This is a genomic window from Microbispora sp. NPDC046933 (assembly GCF_040644635.1).
In the GTDB taxonomy this organism is placed as follows: Bacteria; Actinomycetota; Actinomycetes; order Streptosporangiales; family Streptosporangiaceae; genus Microbispora.
This window is the reverse complement of sequence record NZ_JBEYWW010000024.1, coordinates 65,124-86,822: the sequence shown is the minus strand read 5'-3', so window position 1 is coordinate 86,822 and position 21,699 is coordinate 65,124. Positions and strand designations below refer to the sequence as shown.

General features: G+C 72.7%; 20 protein-coding genes. 11 read left to right on the top strand and 9 right to left on the bottom strand.

What is annotated here, in order from left to right; translation table 11 throughout:
- Positions 1-41: 41 nt before the first annotated feature.
- Entirely contained in the window at positions 42-1,721 is a 1,680-nt protein-coding gene (locus ABZ857_RS28945) for a family 10 glycosylhydrolase (RefSeq protein ID WP_357048644.1), read from the top strand.
- A 9-nt stretch (positions 1,722-1,730) separates the two neighbouring features.
- Here ABZ857_RS28945 and ABZ857_RS28940 read toward each other — a convergent pair whose 3' ends face one another.
- Positions 1,731-1,982 (bottom strand): TfoX/Sxy family protein, encoded by a 252-nt coding sequence (locus tag ABZ857_RS28940; RefSeq protein ID WP_357048641.1) that lies wholly within the window; start codon positions 1,980-1,982, stop codon positions 1,731-1,733.
- 101 nt (positions 1,983-2,083) lie between these two features.
- Between ABZ857_RS28940 and ABZ857_RS28935 the strand changes: the two genes are divergently transcribed.
- Positions 2,084-4,273: a hypothetical protein gene (locus ABZ857_RS28935; protein WP_357048638.1), complete on the top strand. Its 2,190-nt coding sequence runs from the start codon at positions 2,084-2,086 to the stop codon at positions 4,271-4,273.
- Between the two features lie 54 nt (positions 4,274-4,327).
- Here the strand turns inward: ABZ857_RS28935 and ABZ857_RS28930 are convergent, their stop codons facing one another.
- Entirely contained in the window at positions 4,328-4,879 is a 552-nt protein-coding gene (locus tag ABZ857_RS28930; protein ID WP_357048635.1) for an HIT domain-containing protein, read from the bottom strand.
- 255 nt (positions 4,880-5,134) lie between these two features.
- Here ABZ857_RS28930 and ABZ857_RS28925 point away from each other — a divergent pair, with 255 nt between their 5' ends.
- Both ABZ857_RS28925 and ABZ857_RS28920 read left to right on the top strand, forming a co-directional pair.
- On the top strand, positions 5,135-6,019 hold the full coding sequence (locus tag ABZ857_RS28925) for a DUF2268 domain-containing putative Zn-dependent protease (protein ID WP_357048632.1): 885 nt from the start codon (positions 5,135-5,137) through the stop codon (positions 6,017-6,019).
- A gap of 10 nt (positions 6,020-6,029) precedes the next feature.
- Complete coding sequence (locus ABZ857_RS28920) at positions 6,030-6,788, top strand: MerR family transcriptional regulator (RefSeq protein ID WP_357048629.1); 759 nt, start codon at positions 6,030-6,032, stop codon at positions 6,786-6,788.
- 32 nt (positions 6,789-6,820) lie between these two features.
- Here the strand turns inward: ABZ857_RS28920 and ABZ857_RS28915 are convergent, their stop codons facing one another.
- On the bottom strand, positions 6,821-7,522 hold the full coding sequence (locus ABZ857_RS28915) for a 2-phosphosulfolactate phosphatase (RefSeq protein ID WP_357048627.1): 702 nt from the start codon (positions 7,520-7,522) through the stop codon (positions 6,821-6,823).
- Between the two features lie 134 nt (positions 7,523-7,656).
- Between ABZ857_RS28915 and ABZ857_RS28910 the strand changes: the two genes are divergently transcribed.
- On the top strand, positions 7,657-8,178 hold the full coding sequence (locus ABZ857_RS28910; RefSeq protein ID WP_357048624.1) for an Asp23/Gls24 family envelope stress response protein: 522 nt from the start codon (positions 7,657-7,659) through the stop codon (positions 8,176-8,178).
- Between the two features lie 127 nt (positions 8,179-8,305).
- On the opposite strand, the gene thrS is transcribed toward ABZ857_RS28910, so the two are convergent.
- Positions 8,306-10,282 carry a threonine--tRNA ligase gene (gene thrS, locus ABZ857_RS28905; protein WP_357048621.1) on the bottom strand — a complete coding sequence of 659 codons (1,977 nt, stop codon included), beginning with the start codon at positions 10,280-10,282 and terminating at the stop codon, positions 8,306-8,308.
- A 148-nt stretch (positions 10,283-10,430) separates the two neighbouring features.
- Entirely contained in the window at positions 10,431-12,731 is a 2,301-nt protein-coding gene (locus ABZ857_RS28900) for a phosphoketolase family protein (protein ID WP_357048618.1), read from the bottom strand.
- Between the two features lie 86 nt (positions 12,732-12,817).
- Here ABZ857_RS28900 and ABZ857_RS28895 point away from each other — a divergent pair, with 86 nt between their 5' ends.
- The 3 genes from ABZ857_RS28895 to ABZ857_RS28885 all read left to right on the top strand — a co-directional run bounded on the left by ABZ857_RS28895 (position 12,818) and on the right by ABZ857_RS28885 (position 14,312).
- The gene (locus tag ABZ857_RS28895) at positions 12,818-13,330 is read left to right on the top strand and encodes a MarR family transcriptional regulator (protein WP_357048615.1); all 513 of its coding nucleotides are present in this window, start codon (positions 12,818-12,820) and stop codon (positions 13,328-13,330) included.
- Between the two features lie 196 nt (positions 13,331-13,526).
- Positions 13,527-13,841 (top strand): hypothetical protein, encoded by a 315-nt coding sequence (locus ABZ857_RS28890; protein WP_357048612.1) that lies wholly within the window; start codon positions 13,527-13,529, stop codon positions 13,839-13,841.
- Positions 13,842-14,120: 279 nt separating this feature from the next.
- Complete coding sequence (locus tag ABZ857_RS28885; RefSeq protein ID WP_357048609.1) at positions 14,121-14,312, top strand: hypothetical protein; 192 nt, start codon at positions 14,121-14,123, stop codon at positions 14,310-14,312.
- An 87-nt stretch (positions 14,313-14,399) separates the two neighbouring features.
- Here ABZ857_RS28885 and ABZ857_RS28880 read toward each other — a convergent pair whose 3' ends face one another.
- On the bottom strand, positions 14,400-14,948 hold the full coding sequence (locus ABZ857_RS28880; RefSeq protein ID WP_357048792.1) for an XRE family transcriptional regulator: 549 nt from the start codon (positions 14,946-14,948) through the stop codon (positions 14,400-14,402).
- Between the two features lie 56 nt (positions 14,949-15,004).
- On the opposite strand from ABZ857_RS28880, the gene ABZ857_RS28875 reads away from it, so the two are divergent.
- Positions 15,005-16,165, top strand: coding sequence for a pyridoxal phosphate-dependent aminotransferase (locus ABZ857_RS28875; RefSeq protein ID WP_357048606.1), 1,161 nt, complete (start codon positions 15,005-15,007; stop codon positions 16,163-16,165).
- Between the two features lie 68 nt (positions 16,166-16,233).
- Here ABZ857_RS28875 and ABZ857_RS28870 read toward each other — a convergent pair whose 3' ends face one another.
- The 3 genes from ABZ857_RS28870 to ABZ857_RS28860 all read right to left on the bottom strand — a co-directional run bounded on the left by ABZ857_RS28870 (position 16,234) and on the right by ABZ857_RS28860 (position 18,947).
- Complete coding sequence (locus tag ABZ857_RS28870; RefSeq protein ID WP_357048603.1) at positions 16,234-17,205, bottom strand: DUF523 and DUF1722 domain-containing protein; 972 nt, start codon at positions 17,203-17,205, stop codon at positions 16,234-16,236.
- 11 nt (positions 17,206-17,216) lie between these two features.
- Positions 17,217-17,738, bottom strand: a complete 522-nt coding sequence (locus tag ABZ857_RS28865; protein WP_357048600.1) for a sigma-70 family RNA polymerase sigma factor — start codon at positions 17,736-17,738, stop codon at positions 17,217-17,219.
- Positions 17,739-17,849: 111 nt separating this feature from the next.
- On the bottom strand, positions 17,850-18,947 hold the full coding sequence (locus ABZ857_RS28860; RefSeq protein WP_357048597.1) for a MerR family transcriptional regulator: 1,098 nt from the start codon (positions 18,945-18,947) through the stop codon (positions 17,850-17,852).
- A 328-nt stretch (positions 18,948-19,275) separates the two neighbouring features.
- On the opposite strand from ABZ857_RS28860, the gene crtI reads away from it, so the two are divergent.
- The gene (crtI, locus tag ABZ857_RS28855) at positions 19,276-20,772 is read left to right on the top strand and encodes a phytoene desaturase family protein (protein ID WP_357048594.1); all 1,497 of its coding nucleotides are present in this window, start codon (positions 19,276-19,278) and stop codon (positions 20,770-20,772) included.
- Positions 20,769-21,698: a phytoene/squalene synthase family protein gene (locus ABZ857_RS28850; protein ID WP_357048592.1), complete on the top strand. Its 930-nt coding sequence runs from the start codon at positions 20,769-20,771 to the stop codon at positions 21,696-21,698. The genes crtI and ABZ857_RS28850 overlap by 4 nt, the downstream gene beginning before the upstream one ends.
- Position 21,699 lies beyond the last annotated feature (1 nt).

The window sequence follows — 21,699 nt, the reverse complement described above, 5'->3', positions numbered from 1 at the left end:
ACTTATGGCCGGACTTACTGGCAATTCAGAGGGGTAGCCACGTGACCGAGCGGGGACAGGTCGTCCGCCCGTTGATCGCGACCACCGTCATCGCCGCCGTCGCCGTCGGAGCCGCGTACACGTTCGGCCCGGGCGCCCGGGCCGAGAAGGTCGGCACGGAGAAGGCCGGCACGGAAAAGGTCGGCGCGGAGAAGGCCGGCGCGGAGAAGGCCGGCGCGGAGAAGGCCGGCACCGACAAGGCCGGCCGTTCGGCGGCGCCGAAGGCGACGCGGCAGCAGGTCGAGGCGGAGACGCTCACGGCGGCGGACACCTGCGCCACCAGCGAGAAATACCCCAAGCGCCAGCTTCGCGGCGTATGGATCGCCACCGTGCACAACCTCGACTGGCCGTCGAAGCCGGGGCTGTCGCCCGACCGGCAGAAGGCCGAATATGTGAAGATCCTCGACAACGCGGTCAAGCGGCGCCTGAACGCGGTGTTCTTCCAGGTGCGGCCCGCCTCGGACGCGATCTACCGCTCGTCGCTGGAGCCGTGGTCCCAGTGGGTGACCGGCACCGCGGGCAAGGACCCGGGCTGGGACCCGCTGCCGTTCCTCGTGGACGAGGCCCACAAGCGGGGCCTGCAGTTCCACGCCTGGTTCAACCCCTACCGGGCGGCCGACTCGGCCTCCTCGAACCTGCCGGAAGGACACCCGGCGCGCCTGCATCCCGACTGGACCGTCAAGCACGAGGGCAAGCTCTACTACAACCCCGGCCTGCCGCAGGTGCGCGACTGGGTGACCAAGGTCGTGACGGACGTCGTCAAGCGCTACGACGTCGACGGCGTCCACTTCGACGACTACTTCTACCCCTACCCGGGGCAGGGCACGCGGTTCGCCGACCAGGCCGCGTACAAGAAGTACGGCAAGGGGCTGACGCTGGCCGACTGGCGGCGGCGCAACGTGAACCAGCTGGTCGCCCAGGTCTCGCGGGCGGTCCACACGGCCAAGCCGTACGCCGCTTTCGGGATCAGCCCGTTCGGCATCTGGCGCAACAAGGCCGAGGACCCGGCGGGCTCGGCCACCAAGGGCATGTCGGCCTACGACTCGATCTACGCGGACGCCAGGGCGTGGATCAAGGCGGGCTCGGTCGACTACGTGATGCCCCAGCTCTACTGGCCCCGGGGCTTCGCCGCGGCCGACTACTCCGTGCTCGCCAAGTGGTGGGCCGACGCGGTGAAGGGCACCGACGTCGACCTCTACATCGGGCAGGCGCTCTACCGGGTGGGCGCCGCCGACACCCCGGCCTGGACCAAGGCCGGCGAACTGCCCGCTCACCTCACGCTGAACCAGAAGTATCCGGAGATCTCGGGCGACGTCTACTTCAGCGCCGCGCAACTGGTGAAGAACCCGCTGGGCGTGCTCGACCGGATCGTGAAGAGCCACTACGCCCGCCCGGCGCTGCCGCCGGTGCTCAGGCAAGGGTCCGCCGTGCCCGCCGCCCCGCGCGGGGTGAAGGCCGCAGGCGGGACGCTGACCTGGCAGGCCCAGCCCGGCGCCCAGGCGTACGGGATCTACCGGGTGACGGGCAAGGACGCCTCCTGCGCCACGGCGGACGCGCGCAACCTGGTGGCCGTCGTCCCGGCCTCCGTCGCCCCGTCGTACGCCGCCGGCGGCCCAGGCGCCTACTACGTCACCGCCGTCGACCGGCTGGGCAACGAGAGCCCCGCGACCCGCGCCGCCTGACCCCGGGCGTCACCCCTCGTCGAGCTCGGCGAGCAGCTCCCGCTTGCGCCCGGCCGGAATGAGCCTCCAGTCGACGTCCTCGATCGCGCCCTCCATCGCCCACAGCGCGTTCAGCGACAGTCCGGGGATGCCGGCGTCCCTGAGCCGCCGGTACGCCTCCACGGCGCCGAGCTCGGCGAGCTGCCCCGGATCCACGATGCCCACCCGCTCCAGCCACTCCCCGCTCTTCGGTCCCAGATTGCGCATGTCCTCCAGCCTCATCCGTTCATTGTGCGGGGCGTCCGGGACGCGGCCGAGTTTGCTGCGCGGGCGTCGGCGGGTCCGGTAGCGTGGTCGCGAGTTTTCCCAAGATCATGTATGCGTTGGGGGCACCGGTGGGTGGCACGTGGGTGAAGCGCGCGGTCGTCGCCATCGTGTTCGGCGTGTCGGTCGCGGCCTCCGCTTCCGCGGCGGCCGCGTCCGCCGCCTTCGCGGCCGGGCCGGCGACGGCGGCCGGTGAACGGGTCGTGCTCGTCGGGATCCCCGGGCTGATGTGGAGCGACGTCACCCCGGCCGACACTCCGAACCTCTGGCGGCTCGCCGGCGACTCCGCCCTCGGCTCCCTGTCGGTGCGGGCCGTACGCAGGGACACCTGCCCGTACGACGCCTGGCTCACGGTCTCGGCCGGGGTGCGGTCGGCGGTGGGAGGAGCGTGCGGCATGGCCCCCACGCCCGAGGCCGACGGCGAGGGAGCGGTGGTCCCCGAGTTCTCCTGGCTGTGGGAGGTGCGGGAGCAGCGCGACGCGGGCACGCTCGGGCAGGCCCTGCACGCGGCCGGGCGGACGACGATGGCCGTCGGCCCGGGAGCGGCGCTCGCGCTGGCCGACCGCGAGGGCCGGGTGGACGTCTACGCCTCCTCCCCCGCCGAGGTCACGCAGTGGTCGCGCGGCGACGTGGTCGCCGTGGAGATCCCCGACCTCGTCGCGCCCTACGTCTCCGGTGACCGTCTGAGCGACGTGCCCGAGCGGCTGTCCGCCGACGCGCGGCGGGCCGCGGCGCGGGCGGCCGACGCGAAGCTGGGCTCGTTCCTGCCGCGGCTCGGATCGGCGACGGTGCTGGTCGCCGGGCTCTCCGATCACGGCTCGGTCCCCCATCTCAGGACCGCCATGCTGCACGGCCCTGACAGCGGACCCGGCAGCGGACCCGGTGGCGCACCGGGCGGCGGACCGGCGGGGACGCTCGGCGCCCGGTCCACCCACCGGGACGACATGATCATCCTTCCCGACCTCACCGCCACGATCCTGGCCAGGACCGGGGTGGCCGCTCCCCCCGCCGTCGTCGGCGTGCCGGTCGAGACCCACGCGACCGGCGGAAACCTGGGCGAGCGCGTCGAGACCCTCCGCACCGCCGACGTCGCCGGGCAGACGATCCGTGACACGACCGGCGTCTTCTTCACCACGCTCGCCGTGCTCCAGGTGGTCTTCTACGTCATCGCGTTCCTGCTGCTGCGCCGCCGCGACGGGCTGCCGGCCGTACGGGCCGCCGCCGTGGCGCTCGCCTCGATCCCCGTCTCGACCTATCTCGTCAACCTCACCCCGTGGGCCCGTACGGCACAGCCCGCGGTCACGCTCTTCGCCTCGATCGCGGCGATCGCCGCGGCGCTGACCGTGGCGGCCCTCGCGGGACCGTGGCGGCGCGGCGTGCTCGGGCCGCTGACCGTGATCGCGGCGGTGACCGCGGCCGTGCTGCTCGGCGACCTGCTGACCGGCACGCCCCTGCAGCTCAACAGCCTGATGGGCTACACGGGCGTGGTCGGCGCCCGCTACTACGGCCTGGGGAACATCCCCTTCGCGTTGCTCGCCACGGCAGTGCTGCTCGTCACCACGTCCGCCGCCGACCGGCTGGTCAGAGCGGGCCGCAAGGCCGTCGCGGTGGCCCTGGTCGCCGCGCTCGGGGCGTTCGCGATGCTGCTCGACGGCTGGCCGGGCGTGGGCAGCGACTTCGGCGGCGTCATCGCCTTCGTGCCGGGCATCGCGGTCACCGCGCTGATCGTGGCGGGCAGGCGGGTGTCGATCGTCAAGCTGGGCGCCTTCTGCGCCGCGGGCGGCGTCCTGGTGATGGCGATCGCCTACCTCGACTACCTGCGTCCCCCCGCCAGCCAGACGCACCTCGGCCGCTTCGTGGGGCAGGTGGCCGACGGCACGTTCCTGCCGGTGATCTCTCGAAAGCTCGGGGCGATGCTCTCCACGCTGCTCAGCCCCAACCTGATGCCCGTGGTGATCGCCGCCTTCGCGTTCCTCGTCTTCGCGCTGCTGCGGCCGGGGGCGGCGAGCGCCGGCGTCCTGCCGATCGCGTTCGAACGGGCGCCCATGCTCAGGGCGGGCCTGCTCGGCGCGCTCGTGAGCGGCCTGGTCGGCATGCTCGTCAACGACTCGGGGGCCGCGGTGCTGTCCATGGCCCTGGCCCTGGCCGTGCCGCTGGTCCTCAGCGCGGGCATCCGCGCGCTGCAGCACGGCGAGCCGGTCCCGGCCGCCGGATCGCCGGGCCCGCCTGCGAGCCCGGCGGCGGCCTGACACCGTTCTCTCCCGCTCTGGGGCGCGGAGATCGGGCTTTCGGCCCAGGAGCGGTCAGGAGGCGGCGGGCCAGGCGTCGGCGAGCAGGTCGCGCGTGTCGCGCAGCAGCTGCGGCAGCACCTTGGTGCGCCCGACCACCGGCATGAAGTTGGTGTCGCCGCCCCATCGGGGCACGACGTGCTGGTGGAGGTGGGCGGCGATGCCCGCGCCCGCCACGCCGCCCAGGTTCATGCCGACGTTGAAGCCCTGCGCCCCGCTCGCCTTGCGCAGCGCCTGCGTCGCGCGCTTGGTGAACTCGGCCAGCTCGGCAGTCTCGGGCCCGTCGAGGTCGGCGTAGTCGGACACGTGCCGGTAGGGGCAGACCATCAGGTGCCCGGAGTTGTACGGGTAGAGGTTGAGCACGGCGAACACGGCCGACCCCCGGGCCACGATCAGCCCGTCCTCGTCAGAAAGCTTGGGAATCTCACAGAACGGGCAGCCGTCGTCCGCGCCGGACCCGCTGGGCTTGTTCTCGCCCTTGATGTAGGCCATCCGGTGCGGGGTCCACAAGCGCTGGAAGTCGTCGGGAACCCCGGCGCCCGCCTGCTCGATCGGCTCTGAATCCACGTCCGCGATCTCCTCCGCTCATGTGCACTCAGCACTGGCAGCAGCATATGACCTCGCGGATCTCCTCTCACCGGCCGGGTTGCACCAGTGCCACGACCGGGCAACGACCGACGCCCCACCGAGGATGCCGTGTAAGTCCATCGCGGCGGCGAACCGCCGGTCATGACGGGACTGGGGACGGCATGCCGGCCGTACCTCGACGAGGAGCGCCACCGGATTGACCTTGACGCTGCGTCAACTTCTAGCATCGCGGCCATGTCGATCACTGTTCTTGACACCTACTCCACCATGCGGCGGATCCTGCTGGCCCCGGTCGCGGACCGCGCCGACCTGCTGCGTTCGATGCTGGAGGCCAACAGGGGCATGTACCGCTACCACCCCGGCGAGCTCGACCTGGTCGCCGTGCACCTCGATGCGTCCGGGTTCCCCATCGACCGCGACGAGGAGCGTTGCCTCGACGCGCTCGAAACCCTGGCGGCGGCCGGGGCCTGGGAGCGGATGCAACGCGCGCTCGACCACGCTCTCGCCGTACTGCTGGAGGCGACGCCGGGGCTGGAGGCCCCGGACATCACCGTGCTGTTCGTCCTCGGCGATCCGGGTGACGAGCACTTCATGGGTCCCTGCCAAGGAGTGACCGGGTTCGGTGGCATCTCGGGCCACATCGCCATCACGCTCTGGCCCTTCCCCGAGAACGTGGAACGGCTGGAGGCCACCGCCGTGCACGAACTCCACCACAACCTGCGGTTCGGCCCGGGCGGGGTCGTGTGGGACCCGATGACCGTCACGGTCGGCGATCACATCGTCTCCGAGGGCCTGGCCGACGCCTTCGCCCGACAGCTCTACGGCGACGAACTCGGCCCCACCCGCATCGGCGTGCCGCACCTGCACGACGACGGGGTCTTCGGCAAGGTGCTCACCGGGCTCGACGTGACAGGCATGCAGAACTTCACCGCCTGGGTGCACGGCGACCCCAGCGCCGAGCGCTTCGGCCTCACCCCGGTCGGGCTGCCGATGGGCGCCGGGTACGCCGCGGGCAACCGGCTGGTCGACACCTACCTGGCGGCGACCGGGCAGACCGCGGCGCAGGCCCTGCACGCCGGCAGCTCGGAGATCATCGCCGCCACACTCCGCCGAGGGTGACACTGGAACGATGGAGTGGACGATCCAGGAACTCGCGGCGAGGGCCGGCATCACCAGCCGCACCCTGCGTCACTACGACAGCGTCGGGCTCCTGGCCCCGTCCCGGGTCGGACCGAACGGGTACCGCTACTACGACACCACCGCGGTCGCCCGGCTCCAGCGGATCCTGCTCATGCGCCGGCTCGGCATGGGCTTGCCGGCCATCGCCGGGGTCCTGGCCGACGAGGTGGACACGTGCGACGGGCTCCGCGCCCACATCACCGCACTGGAAGAGGAACGGGACCGCATCGAACGACAGATCCGATCGGCGCGCCACACGCTCGAGGCCCTGCAGTCGGGAGCGGAACCGCGGATGGACGTCATGCTGGCGGGGTTCAACGACCACTACAAGGACGAGGTGATATCACGCTGGGGCGAGCACGCGTTCCAGGCGAGCAACGACTGGTGGCACGGCAAGACCCTCGACCAGCAGCGGGCCTGGAAGCAGGCCGCCGAAGACCTCGTCGCCGCATGGGTCGCCGCAGTGAAGGCCGGGGTTTCTCCGACATCGGAACACGCTCAGTCACTGGCTGCCCGGCACGTCCAGTGGCTGAGCCAGATCCCGGGCACCCCCACGGCCGAGGGCGACCGGGAGCGCTCGATCGAGATGGTGGAATGCCTGGGGGACATGTACGTCGACGACCCCCGCTTCACCGCCATGTACGACGACGCCGCGGGCGCGAGATTCGTCCGCGACGCACTGCGGGCGTACGCGCGGACCCGGATGTAGCTCGAGTGGCGAGGGCCGGACCTCACCGGCGATCACAGCGATGCCTCGCCGGTCAGCGAGGGCACGGCGCACGGGCGGACGACCATGAGCGAGTCCTCCAAGGCCGCCACCATGGCGAAGGGGAACCGGTCGAGTTCAAGGCAGAGTGCGACGTCATCGGGATGGGATCCTTGGCGCACGCCCTCCGCCAACTCGGCGGCGGCGCGTGACTCGCCGGCGCGGCGGAGGAACTCGGCCGCATCCACCGAGGCACCGGTGGCCCTCTGGGCGATGTATTGAGCGCACGCCAGATCTTCTTCGGCGCGCCCGTCGTCGCCGGTGACCACGAACGTGACGCTGCCGCACCCGCGTGTCCGCAAGACCCGAGCCGTCGCCTCCGCCACCACGAATCCGGCGCACAGTACAAGCGACGCCTCCTTGACCGCGAGGGCGCCGACCGTCCCCGCCGTGGTCTTCTGCACGACGGTCCGTCCGCCGAGGTCGGCAGACCGCAGCAGGCCCGGCGAGTTGACGGTGTCGAACCCGGTCGCCGGCTGACCGTCCTTGAGCGCCACCCAATCCGGGTGGCGAGCCTTGAGCGCCAGGGCGTCGTCCGGCGACTCAGCGAGAACGATCTTTTCCGCTCCCCGGGCGAAGGCCCAGGCGGCCACGGTGAAGGCACGCATGACATCGACGACGACCGCCGTGGACGGGGCTTCGACCAGCTCGGCGATGGCGAGGAAACGAGTGTCCATCCGGTCATGATCGCGCATGCCTCACCCGAAGCACCTCACCGCCGAGCTGGAGCGCCAGCCTGGAGCAGGGCAGTCACACGGTGCTACATTTCCGTCTCCGCAGCCATACGAGAACAGGGCCGAGGAGCCGTCACATGAGCGAGGCCGCCGCCGTCGAGGAGCGAGTGGAAGAGCAGACCGACGCGTACGCCGAGGGGAGCCTCGACGAGCCGGGCGGCGTGGAGCCGCCCGCGCCGGTGGAGACCCCCAGGCCCGAGGCGCCGACCGCGAACGTCCTCAAGGGCCGGATCAAGGTCGCCGACGAGGTGGTGGAGAAGGTCGCGGCGCTCGCCGCCCTGGAGATCCCCGGCGTCGCCGACCTGGGCGGCGACTTCGAGCGCGCCTTCGAATCCGTACGCGACCGCATCGGTGTGGGGAGCAAGCGGGCGACCCAGGGCGTGCAGGCGAGGATTCAGGACCAGCAGGTCTCGGTCGACGTGACCATCGTCATCGTGTACGGCCACGTGGTCATGGACGTCGCCACCGAGGTCAAGGTCAACGTCGCCCGGTCGGTGAGCCGGATGCTCGGCATGCGCGTGGTCGAGGTCAACGTGACCGTCGACGACGTCCGCCTCCCCGGTCAGGACTCCCCCGCCGAGGCCGCCCCGGCCGCCTGAGCCGCCCGGTCCGCCCCGGAGGGCTTCCCCTGATCACCCGGGGAGCTCCTTGGCCGTCCCATTCCGCCGGGAGAAGTGAGAACGCGGGAGCCCCGGGTGGGGCGCCCGCGTTCGATGTGGTGGGCCGTCAGACCTGGATGCGGCGGCGGACGGCGTCGACGATCTCGTTGATCGCCTCTTCGATCGGGACGCCGTTCTTCTGCTCTCCGTTGCGGTAGCGGAAGGAGACCGCGTCCGCGGCGATGTCGTCGTCGCCCGCCAGGAGCATGTACGGCACCTTGGCCTTCTGGGCGTTGCGGATCTTCTTCTGCATGCGGTCGTCGCTCTCGTCGACCTCCACCCGGATGCCGTGCTCGCGGAGCCGCTTGGCGACGTCCTGCAGGTAGGGCACGTGGGCGTCGGCGATCGGGATGCCGACCACCTGCACCGGGGCGAGCCACGCCGGGAAGGCGCCGGCGTAGTGCTCGACCAGCACGCCGAAGAACCGCTCGATCGACCCGAACAGCGCCCGGTGGATCATGACCGGCCGCTGCCGGGTGCCGTCGGGAGCCTGATACTCCAGCCCGAAGCGCTCGGGCAGGTTGAAGTCGAGCTGGATGGTCGACATCTGCCAGGACCGGCCGATCGCGTCCCGGGCCTGCACCGAGATCTTGGGACCGTAGAAGGCGGCGCCGCCCGGGTCGAGGACCAGCTCCAGCTTCTCGGACTCGGCCACCTCCCGCAGGGTCTGGGTGGCCTCCTCCCACGTCTCGTCGGTGCCGACGTACTTCTCCGGGTCCTTGGTGGACAGCTCCAGGTAGAAGTCCTCCAGGCCGTAGTCGCGCAGCAGGTCGAGCACGAACCGCAGCAGCGAGGTGAGCTCGTCGCGCATCTGCTCACGCGTGCAGTAGATGTGCGCGTCGTCCTGGGTGAGACCGCGTACGCGGGTCAGGCCGTGCACCACGCCCGACTTCTCGTAGCGGTAGACCGTGCCGAACTCGAACAGCCGCAGCGGCAGCTCACGGTAGGACCGCCCGCGCGCCCCGAAGATCAGGTTGTGCATCGGGCAGTTCATCGGCTTGAGGTAGTAGCGCGCGCCCTCCAGCTCCATCGGAGGGAACATGCCGTCGGCGTACCAGTCGAGGTGGCCGGAGATCTTGTAGAGGTTGTCCTTCGTGATGTGCGGGGTGTTGACGAAGGAGTAGCCCGCCTCCTCGTGCCGGCGGCGCGAGTAGTCCTCCATGACCCGGCGGATGATGCCGCCCTTCGGATGGAACACCGGCAGACCGGAACCCAGCTCGTCGGGGAACGAGAACAGGTCGAGCTCGGCGCCGAGCTTGCGGTGGTCGCGCTTCTCGGCCTCCTCCAGGAACTTGAGGTACTCGTCCTGCTTCTCGCGCGACTCCCAGGCGGTGCCGTAGATGCGCTGGAGCTGCGGGTTCTTCTCGCTGCCCCGCCAGTAGGCGCCGCCGGACCGCATGAGCTTGAAGGCCGGGATGACCCGGGTGCTCGGCAGGTGCGGCCCCCGGCACAGGTCCTTCCAGCACAGCTCGCCCGTCTTCGGGTCGAGGTTGTCGTAGATGGTGAGCTGGCCGCCGCCGACCTCGACGCTCGCGCCCTCGGTGGACTCGGCGGCGCCGCCCTTGAGCCCGATGAGCTCCAGCTTGTACGGCTCGGCGGCGAGCTCCTCGCGGGCCTCGTCGTCGCCGACCGGACGGCGCCGGAAGGTCTGCCCCTGCTTGACGATCTCGCGCATGCGCTTCTCGACGCGCTTGAGGTCGTCGGGGGTGAACGGCTCGCGGACGTCGAAGTCGTAGTAGAAGCCGTTCTCGACCGGCGGGCCGATGCCGAGCCTGGCCTCGGGGAAGATCTCCTGGACGGCCTGGGCCATGACGTGCGCGGTGGAGTGGCGCAGGATGGCCCGGCCGTCGGGGCTGTCGATCGCGACCGGCTCGACCACGTCGCCCTCGGCGACCTCGGCGGCCAGGTCGCGCAGCTCGCCGTTGATCCGGGCGGCGATCACCGACCTGCCGTCGGCGCCGAGCGCCTCGCCGGCCGTCGTGCCCGCCGCCACCACGCGCTCGGCTCCGGCGAGGGTGATGCGTATCTCAAGGGCGGCGGACACGGTGGCTCCTTAGGACAGGTCGATGCGTGGATCTCGGTAGCCGCGCGCACGCGAGGCGGCGGCTCCGGTCGCATCCGATGCTACCGGTGCCGCCGCCCCCGAAGTGGCGGTGATCCGCCGCGCCCGCCGCCTCGCCCGCCCCGGGGGATCAGTAGGGCCACGTCCAGTCGCGGATCTCGACGGGGTCCTCGCCGAACTCGCGGGTGTGGGCGCGGGCGCGCAACCGGGCGTCGGCCATGCGCTGGCGCAGGTGGGCCGCCCTGCTGCCCAGGCCGGGCACCCGGTCGATCACGTCCATCACCAGGTGGAAGCGGTCGATGTCGTTGAGCATCGCCATGTCGAACGGCGTGGTCGTGGTGCCCTCCTCCTTGTATCCGCGCACGTGCAGGTTCTCGTGCCCGGTACGCCGGTAGGTGAGCCGGTGGATCAGCCACGGATAGCCGTGGAAGTTGAAGATGATCGGCCGGTCCGTGGTGAACAGCGCGTCGAACTCGGCGTCGCGCAGGCCGTGCGGGTGTTCGGAGGCCGGCTGCAGCCGCATGAGGTCGACCACGTTGATCACCCGGATCCGCAGCTCGGGCAGGTGCTCGCGGAGCAGCGCGGCGGCGGCGAGGGTCTCCAGCGTGGGCACGTCACCGGCGCAGGCGAGCACGACGTCGGGCTCGGCGCCCTGGTCGGTTGAGGCCCAGTCGAGGATGCCCAGACCGCGGGTGCAGTGGACGATCGCCTCGTCCATGCTCATCAGGTCGAGCACGGGCTGTTTGCCCGCCACGACGACGTTGACGTAGTCGCGCGAGCGCAGGCAGTGGTCGGCGACCGACAGCAGGGTGTTGGCGTCCGGCGGCAGGTAGACGCGGACCACCTCGGCCTTCTTGTTGACGACGACGTCGAGGAAGCCGGGGTCCTGGTGGCTGAAGCCGTTGTGGTCCTGCCGCCAGACGTGGGACGACAGCAGGTAGTTCAGCGAGGCGACCGGCCGCCGCCAGGGGATCTTGCGGGAGGACTCCAGCCATTTCGCATGCTGGTTGAACATCGCGTCCACGATATGGATGAACGCCTCGTAGCAGTTGAACAGCCCGTGGCGGCCGGTCAGCAGGTAGCCCTCCAGCCAGCCCTGGCACTGGTGCTCGCTGAGCACCTCCATGACCCTGCCCCGGGGACCGATGTTCTCGTCGGTCGGCAGCAGGGCGGCCTCCCACTCCTTGTCCGTCGTCTCGAAGACGGCCGACAGGCGGTTGGAGGCGGTCTCGTCCGGGCCGAGCAGCCGGAAGTTCGCCGGGTTCGCCGCGATGACGTCGCGCAGGAAGCCCCCGAGGACGCGGGTCGGCTCGCTTGAGGAGGCCGCCGGGGCCTTGACCTCGACCGCGTAGTCGCGGAAGTCGGGCAGCACGAGCGGGCGCAGCAGCTCGCCGCCGTTGGCGTGCGGGCTGGCGCTCATCCGCAGCGGCCCGTCCGGGACCGTCCGCGTGATCGTCTCGACCGGCCGTCCGTCGGCGTCGAACAGCTCTTGCGGCCGGTAGGAGCGCATCCACTCCTCCAGGGCCTCCAGCCGGTCGGGCCGGTTGCGTACGTCGGTCAGCGGCACCTGATGGGCGCGCCAGGTGCCCTCGACCGGGAGCCCGTCGACCTCGCGGGGCCCGGTCCAGCCCTTCGGCGTACGCAGGATGATCATCGGCAGCGGGCCGCCGTCGGCCATCTGGTCGAAGACCGTGTCGAGGGTGCCGGCCATGATCTCGTGCATCTCCGCCGGCTCGTGGCCGGAGACGATGTGCGGGCGGTAGCCGTACCCCTCGAAGAGCTTGACCAGCTCCTCCTCCGGGATCCTGGCCAGCACGGTGGGGTTGGCGATCTTGTAGCCGTTCAGGTGCAGGATCGGCAGGACGACCCCGTCGGTGTCCCTGTTGAGGAACTTGTTGGAATGCCAGCCGGTGGCGAGCGGCCCGGTCTCGGCCTCGCCGTCGCCGACCACACAGGCCACCACCAGGCCCGGATTGTCGAAGGCCGCGCCGTACGCGTGGGACAGGGCGTAGCCGAGCTCGCCGCCCTCGTGGATGGAGCCCGGAGTCTCGGGGGCGACGTGGCTGGGGATGCCGCCCGGGAAGGAGAACTGGCGGAAGAGCCTGCGCATGCCCTCGGCGTCCTGGGTGACATGGGGGTAGCGCTCGGTGTAGGTGCCTTCGAGCCACGCGTGGGCGACCGCCGCCGGGCCGCCGTGGCCGGGACCGGCGATGTAGATCATGTCCTGGCCGCGCTCCCGGGTGATCCGGTTGAGGTGGGCGAAGCAGAAGTTGAGCCCGGGCGTGGTGCCCCAGTGGCCGAGCAGCCGCGGCTTGACGTGCTCGGGGCTGAGCGGCTCGGTCAGCAGCGGGTTGTCCATCAGATAGATCTGGCCGACGGACAGATAGTTCGCGGCCCGCCAGTAGGCGTCGATGTTCCCGTATGCGTCCATGCCCCTGACACTTTCCCAGCGAGGGCGGCCGAACCAGGGTCTTTCGCCCACAATCCAGCCTGCCCCCGACCGGTAGTCTTGGCGCCATGTCCGGCACCCGATGGCTCGACGAGGAGGAGCAGCGCACCTGGCGCGCCTACCTGCGGACGAGCCAGCTCCTCCAGGAGGCCCTCGAACGGCAGTTGCAGCGCGACTCGGGCATGCCGCACGCCTACTACATGATCCTGGTGGTCCTGTCCGAGTCGCCCGGGCGGACCATGACGATGACGGAGCTGTCCGCCATCCTGCAGTATTCGGTCAGCCGCCTGTCCCACGCCGTCTCCCGGCTGGAGGAGAAGGGCTGGGTGCGGCGGCTCAAGCGGCCGGAGGACCGGCGCACGACCGTCGCCGAGCTCACCGACGAGGGCTTCGCCGCTCTCGTGGACGCGGCGCCGGGCCACGTCGCGGAGGTCCGCCGGGTGCTGTTCGACCCCCTCACCCCCGGCCAGGTGCGGCAGTTCGGCGAGATCCTCGCCACGATCCTCGCGTCCTTCGAGTGCCAGAGAGCCATCGAGGCCGAGCCTTCCCGCGAACTCGACGCCGCCACCCGATTGGCGTGAGAGCCGCCCTGAGGGGGCGCACCGATGCTCGGCGTACCGGGCTCGCGTCCGCGTCGGTGACGGAACCCGACCGCCAAGGCCGCCGATCCGATCGCACACCCCTCACTGGCCGGACGTGTCAGGCTGGGGTCGAACGGCCGGCGGGGGCGTCCGGCGCGTCCGCCCCTGTACGTCCCATCGATCCTCGGAGGTGTCCATGCCTGGAACGCGACGTCTCGCTCTGGCTTCGGCCGTCGGTGCGGCTGCTGTCGGGACGGCCCTGTCTTCGGCGTCCGTCGTCAGCGCCGCCGGCCCGTCGCCGGCTCCGTCCGCGGACACCTCGGCGCTCGGCGACCAGGAGAGGGAACTCCCGCGGTCCGGCAAGCCGATGACCGTGGTGCTGGATCCCACCACCGGGCGGGTGCTGTCGGTGTCGGAGGGGAACTCCGCCGCCGTACGCGGGAAGACGGTGCATCTGGATCCGCGTACCGGCGAGGTGCTGTCGGTGTCCGGAGCGGGGGAAACCCCCTAGCGGCAAGACCTATGCCCAGGGCGGGTTCTGGTCGGACGCCCTGCCCGCGGGCAAGAGCCGGGCACGCAGCCGGGACCTCCGTCTCAAGCCGTATCAAGCGTCCGGCCAGACGATCGACGTCTTCGAACCCGCGACACTGCGCGGTGTACGCCACCCGGAGCGGCGGGGCGGTGCACCAGAGCGTCAAGGGCGTCGCGGCCACGCGCTACAGCGGCACCGTCACCGCGAAGGCGCTGTGCACGGTGTCGGCGGCGTGCCGGGAGCGGCAGGTCGAGCCCCGTGAAGATCGGCTGGAGCCTGTGGCTGGACGGCAAGGGCCGGGTCGTGCGGCTGACCACGCAGTGGTCGCGCAAGAGCGACAGCCGCAAAGGCGTGGTCGGCGGCGGTGAGCGAACCGACACGTACTATGCCCGCTGGGGTGCGCGGACCGTGGTGAAGGCTCCGCCTGCCGCGCGGGTCGCCACCGTTTGAGCCGGCGGAGGCGGGCGCGGGCGTCCTGCGGCCGTCCCGGGCCGCCGTCGCGGCGGATCGGCCCGCGCGACGGGCCGATCTTCGGGCTCAGGCTCCGGGCGGGTCGGGGTGGAGCATGAGCAGCACGGCCCGGTTGTGCTCGTCGTGGCCCCGGTAGACGTGGGGCCGAGAGGCCTCGAACCGCAGAGAGTCGCCCTCCGACAGGTCCACGGGCGCGGCTGCGGGCCCCGCCGTGATCCGGCCGCCCGTGAGGACCAGGCACTCCTCGACCCCGGGCAGGTGGGCCTGCGACTCCTGCCCGCCGGCGGCCACCTCGATCGCGTAGACCTCCACGGTGCCGCGCAGCCGGATGCGGTGCAGCAGACGGGCGCCCACGGCGTCGCCGGTCACGGCGGGCCGCTCGTCGTCCGCGCGTACGACCTCCACCACGGGAGCCGGCGGTTCGATCAGCTCCCCCAGTGAGACCTTGAGCGCGGCGGCGAGGGCCCAGAGCGTGCCGAGCGTGGGGTTGCCCGCGCCCTGCTCGATGCCGTGCAGGGTCGTCTTGCTGATCCCGCCCGCCGCCGCGAGGTCCGCCAGGGAGATGCCGGCCGCGGCCCGCAGCCGGTGGACGTTGTCGCCGACCACTTGCGCCATGTTCACGCGTATCAGCATAGTGGTACGCGGATATCAGCATAACGAACGGAGACCTCATGACCGTGTCCCGGCTCCGCGACATCCCCGGCATCGGGGTCGACGCCGTCGGCGACGCCGCCGACGCGGCGGACGATCCGGAGTTGCTGCGGCTGGAGAACCTGGACACCGACCTCCGGCCGCCCGCCGTCGCGATCGAGGCGACCCGGGCCGCCCTCGACGACGACGCGGCCAACAGCTACCTGCCGTTCCAGGGCCGCCGCTCCCTCCGTACGGCCGCCGCCGCGCACGTGGGCCGCATGGCCGGGCGATCGTACGACCCGGACACCGAGTGCGTCAGCGTCGCGGGCGGGCTCAACGGCGTGCTGAACACACTGCTCGCCACCGTCGAGCCCGGCCAAGAGGTCGTGCTGTGCGACCCCGTCTACGCGGGGCTGGTCAACCGGGTGCGGCTGGCGGGCGGCGTCCCCCGCTTCGTGCCCGCCAGGGCCACGGCCGAGGGCTGGACGCTCGACCCTGAGGAGCTGGCCGCGGCGGTCAGCGGACGGACCGCGGCGGTACTGATGATGAGCCCGCTCATGCCGACCGGGCTCGTGCTCGACGACCGGCACTGGGCCGCGCTCGCCACCGCCTGCGAGCGGCACGACGCCTGGTTGGTCTACGACGCCGCGATGGAGCGCATCCGCTTCGACGGCCGGCCCGCGAGCCATCCCGCCGCCCGGGACGACCTGGCCGGGCGCACGATCACCGTCGGTTCGGCGTCGAAGGAGCTGCGGCTCATCGGCTGGCGGGTCGGCTGGGTGGTGGGACCGGCCGCCGTCCTCGCCGACATCCGCCTGGTCGGGCTCACCAACGTCGTCTGCCAGGTGGGGATCGCCCAGGAGGCGGTGGCGGCCGCCCTGGACGCGCCGGACGCCGAGGCGGACGTGGCGGCGGCCACCGCGGTGTGGGCGGGCCGCCGGGACGCGGTCCTCCGCGAACTGGCCGGCTATCCGGTCGTCCCGCCGCACGGCGGCTGGTCGGCCCTGGTCGACACCCGCCCGCTCGGGCTGACGCCCGCCGAGCTGTCCCGGCTGCTGTTCGACCGGGGGAAGGTCGCCGCGACGCCCATGGACGGCTGGGGCCCTTCGGGGGCGCATTATTTGCGGCTCGTGTTCGCCAACGAGCCGGTCGAGCGGCTGGCCGGGCTCGGCGAGCGCTTCCGCCGCGCGATCGGCTGACCCTCAGACCTTAGGGTCGCGCCGGGCTTCCGGCTGCATCGGTCTTTCTCCCGCCCCGTGCTCGGCGCTCACGCGGGGACGTGGTTGCGCAGGCACAGCGCGTCGGGATACGGGGTCAGGTACGTCTGGTCGCGGACGTACCGCGCTTGGGCGTACCGGGCTCCCCCGCCCCTCGCGTGGTGGCGGAGCAGGGCGAGCGGCACCGCGAGGGCGACCCGGCGGGCCCGGTACGACGCGATCACCTCGGCCAGGTCGGCCCGGCGGACCGGGTCGAGGTCCCCGCCGATCATGCCGAGGCAGTGGTGCAGGACGTTGACGTGGCGCCCGACGGTGGCCCTGACCAGGAAGGCCGTGCGGAAGGTCCGGGCGTACTCGCGGGCCAGCCGCTCCCGCGGCAGGTCGCCCGCCGCGGCCACGAGCCGCCCCAGCCGCCGGTACGCCACGGGAGCGTGCGCGAGGATCTGCATCTTGTGCCGGGAGTGGAAGGCGACCAGGTCGCGGGGGCGCCAGTCGCCGGCCAGCAGGGCCCGCAGCCGGGCCGAGGCGAAGATCCGCTCGACGAACGCCTCCCGCAGCACGGCGTCGTGCAGCCGCCCCTCGTCCTCGACCGCCAGCTCCGGGCGAGCGGCGGTGACCACTGCGGCGAAGACTCCCCTGCCGCGTCGGTCTGCCGCGGCGCCGGATCCGGTGTACACGGGAATGCCGTGCAGCCCGCAGCTCGGGCTCCTCGACTTGAACACGCACCCGTCGACGTCCGCCAGACCGGCCGCGCGCTCGGCGGCGAGGGCGGCCATCGGGGCGGTCAGGTCCTCGCGCGTCCGGCGGGTCACGAGCCGGGGCCCGTCCGGGGAGCGCTCCAGGCGGAGCGTCTCGCGCGGGGCGCCGAGGCCGATCTCGATCTCGGGGCAGACCGGCACCCAGTCCACGTGCTCCGACAGCTCTCCGGTGAGGAACCGGTCACGGCTGTGGCCGCCGTTGAACCGTACGGGAGCGCCGAGCAGGCAGCTCGACACGGCCACCCTGGGCCTGATCCCTTCCACCGGTTCCACGGTCAGGCCGCCGGCCGCAGCAGCGTGGACAGGCGGTGCAGGCCGCGCGCCGTGCGCGCCTTGACCGTGCCGAGCGGGACCCGCAGGTGCTCGGCGATCTGACGCTGGGTCAGGTCCGCGTAGTAGGCCAGTTCGATCGCCTGACGCTGCACCTGCGGCAGCGCGGCCAGCGCGCGGCGGATCCGGTCGCGGTCGGCGAACTCGTCGCCGTCCAGCCGTCCGTCGCGCCCCGCGAGGTCGGGGACCGCCTCCAGCGGCACCGTCGCCGGCGTACGCGCCCGCAGGTGGTCCACCGCGCGGTTGCGGGCGATTCCGAACAGCCAGGCCGACAGGCTTCGGCCCGGGTCGAAGCGGTGCCGGAAGCGCCACACCTCGGTGAAGACGACCTGCAGGACGTCCTCAACGTCCTGCGCCGGCACGAGTTTGCGCAGATAGGAGCGCACGGCCGGCGAGTGGGCGCGGTAGCACTCCCCCAGCGCTCCCGCGTCCCCCGCGGCGAGACGGGACTCCAGGGTCTCCTCCATCGGGCCCCCTTGGCAGAAAACCTATTCGAAACCTATTCGTAGCTCTCCGCGCGAGGACGTGACAACCGAGCCGGTCGTACCGATGGGTAAAAAAAGGTCAAATAGCGCAAGTCACCGCAGAATGGTCATTACCGCCGAGATGGCATCACGAAACGTGTTCACCCGGACGACATGCGTGGGCAGGCCGTCCCACCAGCCGAGGCCGCCGACCACGACGCGGCAGGCGGGGCGGAGCCTCGGCAGGCCCGCCAGCGGGGCCGGGTCGCCCGTCTCCCGGATCTGCGACCACACGAACACCGCCGCGGGGCCGAGGCGGCGCATGGCGTCCGCCAGCGCGGTGTACGGCGTGCGGGCCCCGAGCACGCGGGTCTCCACCCCGAGCGTGCCGAGCGCGGCGGCCAGCGCGTGGATCGGCAGCGCGTGCTGCTCCTCCTCCGCAGCGGCCAGCAGGACCGGGCGGGGATGCACGGGCGAGGGCGCACGCGCGGAGAACCGCGCCAGTGCGGCCTGGAGCCGGTCGGAGAACAGGTGCTCGACGTCGATCCCGGCGCCGGTGTCCCGCTGCCTGCGGCCGACGGCCGCGAACACCGGCAGCACGAGCCGCTCCCACGTCCACACCACGCCGTGCGCGGCCAGCGCCGCGTCCAGCACCGCGTTCACGGTCGTGGCGTCCAGCGCCGACACCGCGCGGGCCAGCATGACCGCCGACAGCGATCCGGGTTCCGCGGCCGGCCGTACGGCGGAGGCGGACGGCGGGGCGGGCTCGAACGGCCCGGGGAACACGAACGGCCTGGGGGACTCGAACGGCCCGGGCGGCTCAGGCGGCGCGGCGGGGGCCCCCTCCCCGGCGCGGGGCGCCGCCCGCTCTCCGGGCGCCGGACGCGGCCGCAGCGCCTGCCTGGCGGCGTCCGCCGGCGGCATCCCGGCCCTGATCAGCCGGTTCATCTCCTCCAGGCGGCGCAGGTCGGCGTCGTCGTAACGGCGGTGCCCGCCGGGGCTGCGCCTGCTCGGGCCGATGCCGTACCTGAGGTTCCACGTGCGCAGCGTGGACGCGGGCACGCCGAGCCGCCGGGAGACGGCCCCGATGCCGTAGCCCGGCTCCTCCCCGGCGGCCGCGTTCTCGCCGGCCCCCGATGCGCCCTCGCGCGTCACGTGCTCACCCGTGTCCGTCCGGCCGGTCATCGCGGCCGCTCGCCGTCCTCCCGTCACCCGTACGCCTCCATGTGGCCAGCCTCCCAGCCGCCGGCCCGCGCTCGGAACGGCGGGCCCGCCGGCACAGGGCACGCCGGCACGCACGCCCTCGATCGGGAGCCGCGGCCCGCCCGTGGCCGCCCCTGACCTTGTTTCGGCCCGGGGCCCCGGCGCGGATGCAACCGCCGGAGCGGGCGGGCGCGAAAACTCTACTGACGGCGCCGCCGATCACCGTAACGATCGAAGGAGCAGTGCCCGTGACTCCACTCACCGTTGAAGCGGCGGGTTTCCCGCGTCGCCGGCCAAGCGGCGGCGCGAAGGACCGGCCCGCCGCCGGGGCCGGCTGATGACCGCGGGCGGGCCGGTCGTGGTGGTCGGCGCCGGGCTGGGCGGCTTGTCCGCCGCGATGCGCCTGGCCGGGGCGGGGCGTGAGGTGACGGTCGTGGAGGCCGCCGACGTGCCGGGCGGCTGCTGCGGCACGGCGACCCTGGGCTCCCACCGCTTCGACACCGGGCCCTCGGTGCTGACCATGCCGGGGGTGCTGGCCGACACCTTCGCCGCCGCCGGCCAGGATCTGGAGCGCTGGCTGCCGCTGCGCCGGCTCGATCCGTACTATCGGCTGACCTTCCACGACGGGTCGCGGCTCGACGTGGTGGCGGGGGCCGACGCGATGGCCGAGCAGGTGCGGGCGCTGTGCGGGCCCGCGGAGGCCGGGCGCTACCGGCGGTTCCGGCGCTTGCTGGGAGAGCTGTTCGAGGCCGAGTGGAGCGCGTTCATCGACCGGGACATGACCCGGCTGCGGGCGCTGGCCCGGCCGTACGCGCTGGCGCGGCTGGCCGCGCTCGGCGGCTTCCGCCGGCTGGACGGGCTCGTGCGGCGTCACCTCACCGACGAGCGGCTGATCAGGGCGCACACCTTCCAGGCGCTGTACGTCGGCCTGTCGCCGCGCCGCGCGCTCGGCGTATACGCGGTGATCGCCCACATGGACACGGTCGGCGGGGTCTACTTCCCCCGGGAGGGCGGCATGCACGCCGTCCCCCGGGCCATGGCCGCCGCCGCGGAGAAGGCCGGGGCGGTCTTCCGGTACGGCGTGCGGGCCACGCGGATCGAGACCGACGGGGCGGGGGTGGTCGCCGTCCGCCTCGACACCGGCGAACGGCTCGCCGCCCGGCACGCCGTGGTGGCCTGCGACCTGGTCCGGGCGCACGGCCGGCGGGGCGGCGACGGCCTGCTGCCGGAGGAGGCGGCCGACTGGCGGCTGCGCCGGCCCCGTTTCTCCCCCTCCTGCCTGGTGGCGCACTTCGCGCTCGACCGGCGCCCGGAGGGGCAGGCCCATCACACCCTGCACTTCGGGCGGGAGTGGGAGGCGACGTTCGCGGCGCTGGAGGCGGGCAGGCCGCAGCCGGACCCGAGCCTGCTGGTGACCTGTCCTTATAACCACGGGCCTGACAACCAAGGGCCCGACGGCGGCGGGGCCGCCGTGCTCAGCGTGCTGGAGCCCACCGCGAACACGCGGGGCGGCGCCGACTGGACCGCCCTCACCCCCCGTCTCGTGGACCGCATCGTGGGACGGCTCTCCGGCCTCGGGTACGGCGATCTGTCCGGCACGCCCCGGCTGGTGTTCGATCCCCCCGCGTGGCGGCGGCGCGGTCACTCGGCCGGCACGCCCTTCGCGCTCGACGCCCGTTTCACGCAGACCGCGTGGTTCCGCCCGTCCGGCGCGGCCCGGCGGGTCCCCGGTCTCCACTTCGCGGGCATGTACACCGCTCCCGGGGTCGGGGTGCCGCCCGTGCTGATCTCCGGCCGTCTGGCCGCGGAACGCATCCTGGAGAGCGCCCCATGAGCACGCCGAGCACGCCATCCCGGGCGCCGGCCGCGACGCTGACGGCCGGCTACGAGCGGTGCCGCAGGCTGCACGCGACCTACGGCCGCTCCTACTACCTGGCCACCCGCCTGCTGCCCGCCTGGAAACGGCCGCACGTCCACGCGTTGTACGGTTTCGCCCGCTACGCCGACGAGATCGTGGACTCGCTCGCGCTGACCGGCGACCGGGCCGCGGCGCTGGAGCGCCTGGCCTCCCGGCTCGCCGCCGCGCTCGACGGCGACCGGGTCCGCGATCCCGTGCTCCCCGCATTCACGCACACGGTGCGGGCGTTCGGGATCGACCACGCCGACGTGCGGGCGTTCCTCGCGTCCATGCGCGCCGACCTCACGGTGGACCGGTACGCGACCTACGACGACCTGCTGGGATACATGGAGGGTTCGGCGGCGGCCATCGGGACGATGATGCTGCCGGTGCTGGAGGCCCTGCCGGGCGAGGAGGCGCGGGCCCGCGAGCCCGCCCGCCAGCTCGGGCTGGCCTTCCAGCTCACGAACTTCATCCGCGACGTGCGCGAGGACCTGGCGCGGGGCCGCGTCTACCTGCCGCTGTCCGACCTCGACAAGTTCCGCGTGAGCGAGGCCGACCTTGCCGCGCCGTACGCCACGCCGGCGGTGCGGGAGCTGGTGGCCTACGAGTGCGACCGCGCCCGCGACCACTACCGGCGGGCCCGTGACGGGATCGCGCTGCTCGCGCCGTCGTCCCGGCCGTGCATCAGGGCGGCGTACGAGCTGTACGGCGGCATCCTGCACGCGATCGAGGCGGCCGGGCACGACGTGCTGGTGCGGCGGGCCAGGGTTTCCCGGCGGCGCAGGCTCGCGATCTTCGCCCGGTACCTGATCGCCGCGCGTGCCGCCGCGCGTGCCGAGCGCCGGGGGAAGGTGGCCTGAC

Excerpts from the sequence above, each read along its gene's own strand:
- ABZ857_RS28925 (WP_357048632.1), top strand. The coding sequence starts at position 5,135 with ATGTCGATCACTGTTCTTGACACCTACTCCACCATGCGGCGGATCCTG.
- ABZ857_RS28940 (WP_357048641.1), bottom strand. The coding sequence starts at position 1,982 with ATGAGGCTGGAGGACATGCGCAATCTGGGACCGAAGAGCGGGGAGTGG.
- ABZ857_RS28910 (WP_357048624.1), top strand. The coding sequence starts at position 7,657 with ATGAGCGAGGCCGCCGCCGTCGAGGAGCGAGTGGAAGAGCAGACCGAC.
- crtI (WP_357048594.1), top strand. The coding sequence starts at position 19,276 with ATGACCGCGGGCGGGCCGGTCGTGGTGGTCGGCGCCGGGCTGGGCGGC.
- ABZ857_RS28875 (WP_357048606.1), top strand. The coding sequence starts at position 15,005 with ATGACCGTGTCCCGGCTCCGCGACATCCCCGGCATCGGGGTCGACGCC.
- ABZ857_RS28895 (WP_357048615.1), top strand. The coding sequence starts at position 12,818 with ATGTCCGGCACCCGATGGCTCGACGAGGAGGAGCAGCGCACCTGGCGC.
- ABZ857_RS28850 (WP_357048592.1), top strand. The coding sequence starts at position 20,769 with ATGAGCACGCCGAGCACGCCATCCCGGGCGCCGGCCGCGACGCTGACG.
- ABZ857_RS28900 (WP_357048618.1), bottom strand. The coding sequence starts at position 12,731 with ATGGACGCATACGGGAACATCGACGCCTACTGGCGGGCCGCGAACTAT.
- ABZ857_RS28890 (WP_357048612.1), top strand. The coding sequence starts at position 13,527 with ATGCCTGGAACGCGACGTCTCGCTCTGGCTTCGGCCGTCGGTGCGGCT.
- ABZ857_RS28920 (WP_357048629.1), top strand. The coding sequence starts at position 6,030 with ATGGAGTGGACGATCCAGGAACTCGCGGCGAGGGCCGGCATCACCAGC.
- ABZ857_RS28915 (WP_357048627.1), bottom strand. The coding sequence starts at position 7,522 with ATGGACACTCGTTTCCTCGCCATCGCCGAGCTGGTCGAAGCCCCGTCC.
- ABZ857_RS28865 (WP_357048600.1), bottom strand. The coding sequence starts at position 17,738 with ATGGAGGAGACCCTGGAGTCCCGTCTCGCCGCGGGGGACGCGGGAGCG.
- ABZ857_RS28880 (WP_357048792.1), bottom strand. The coding sequence starts at position 14,948 with ATGGCGCAAGTGGTCGGCGACAACGTCCACCGGCTGCGGGCCGCGGCC.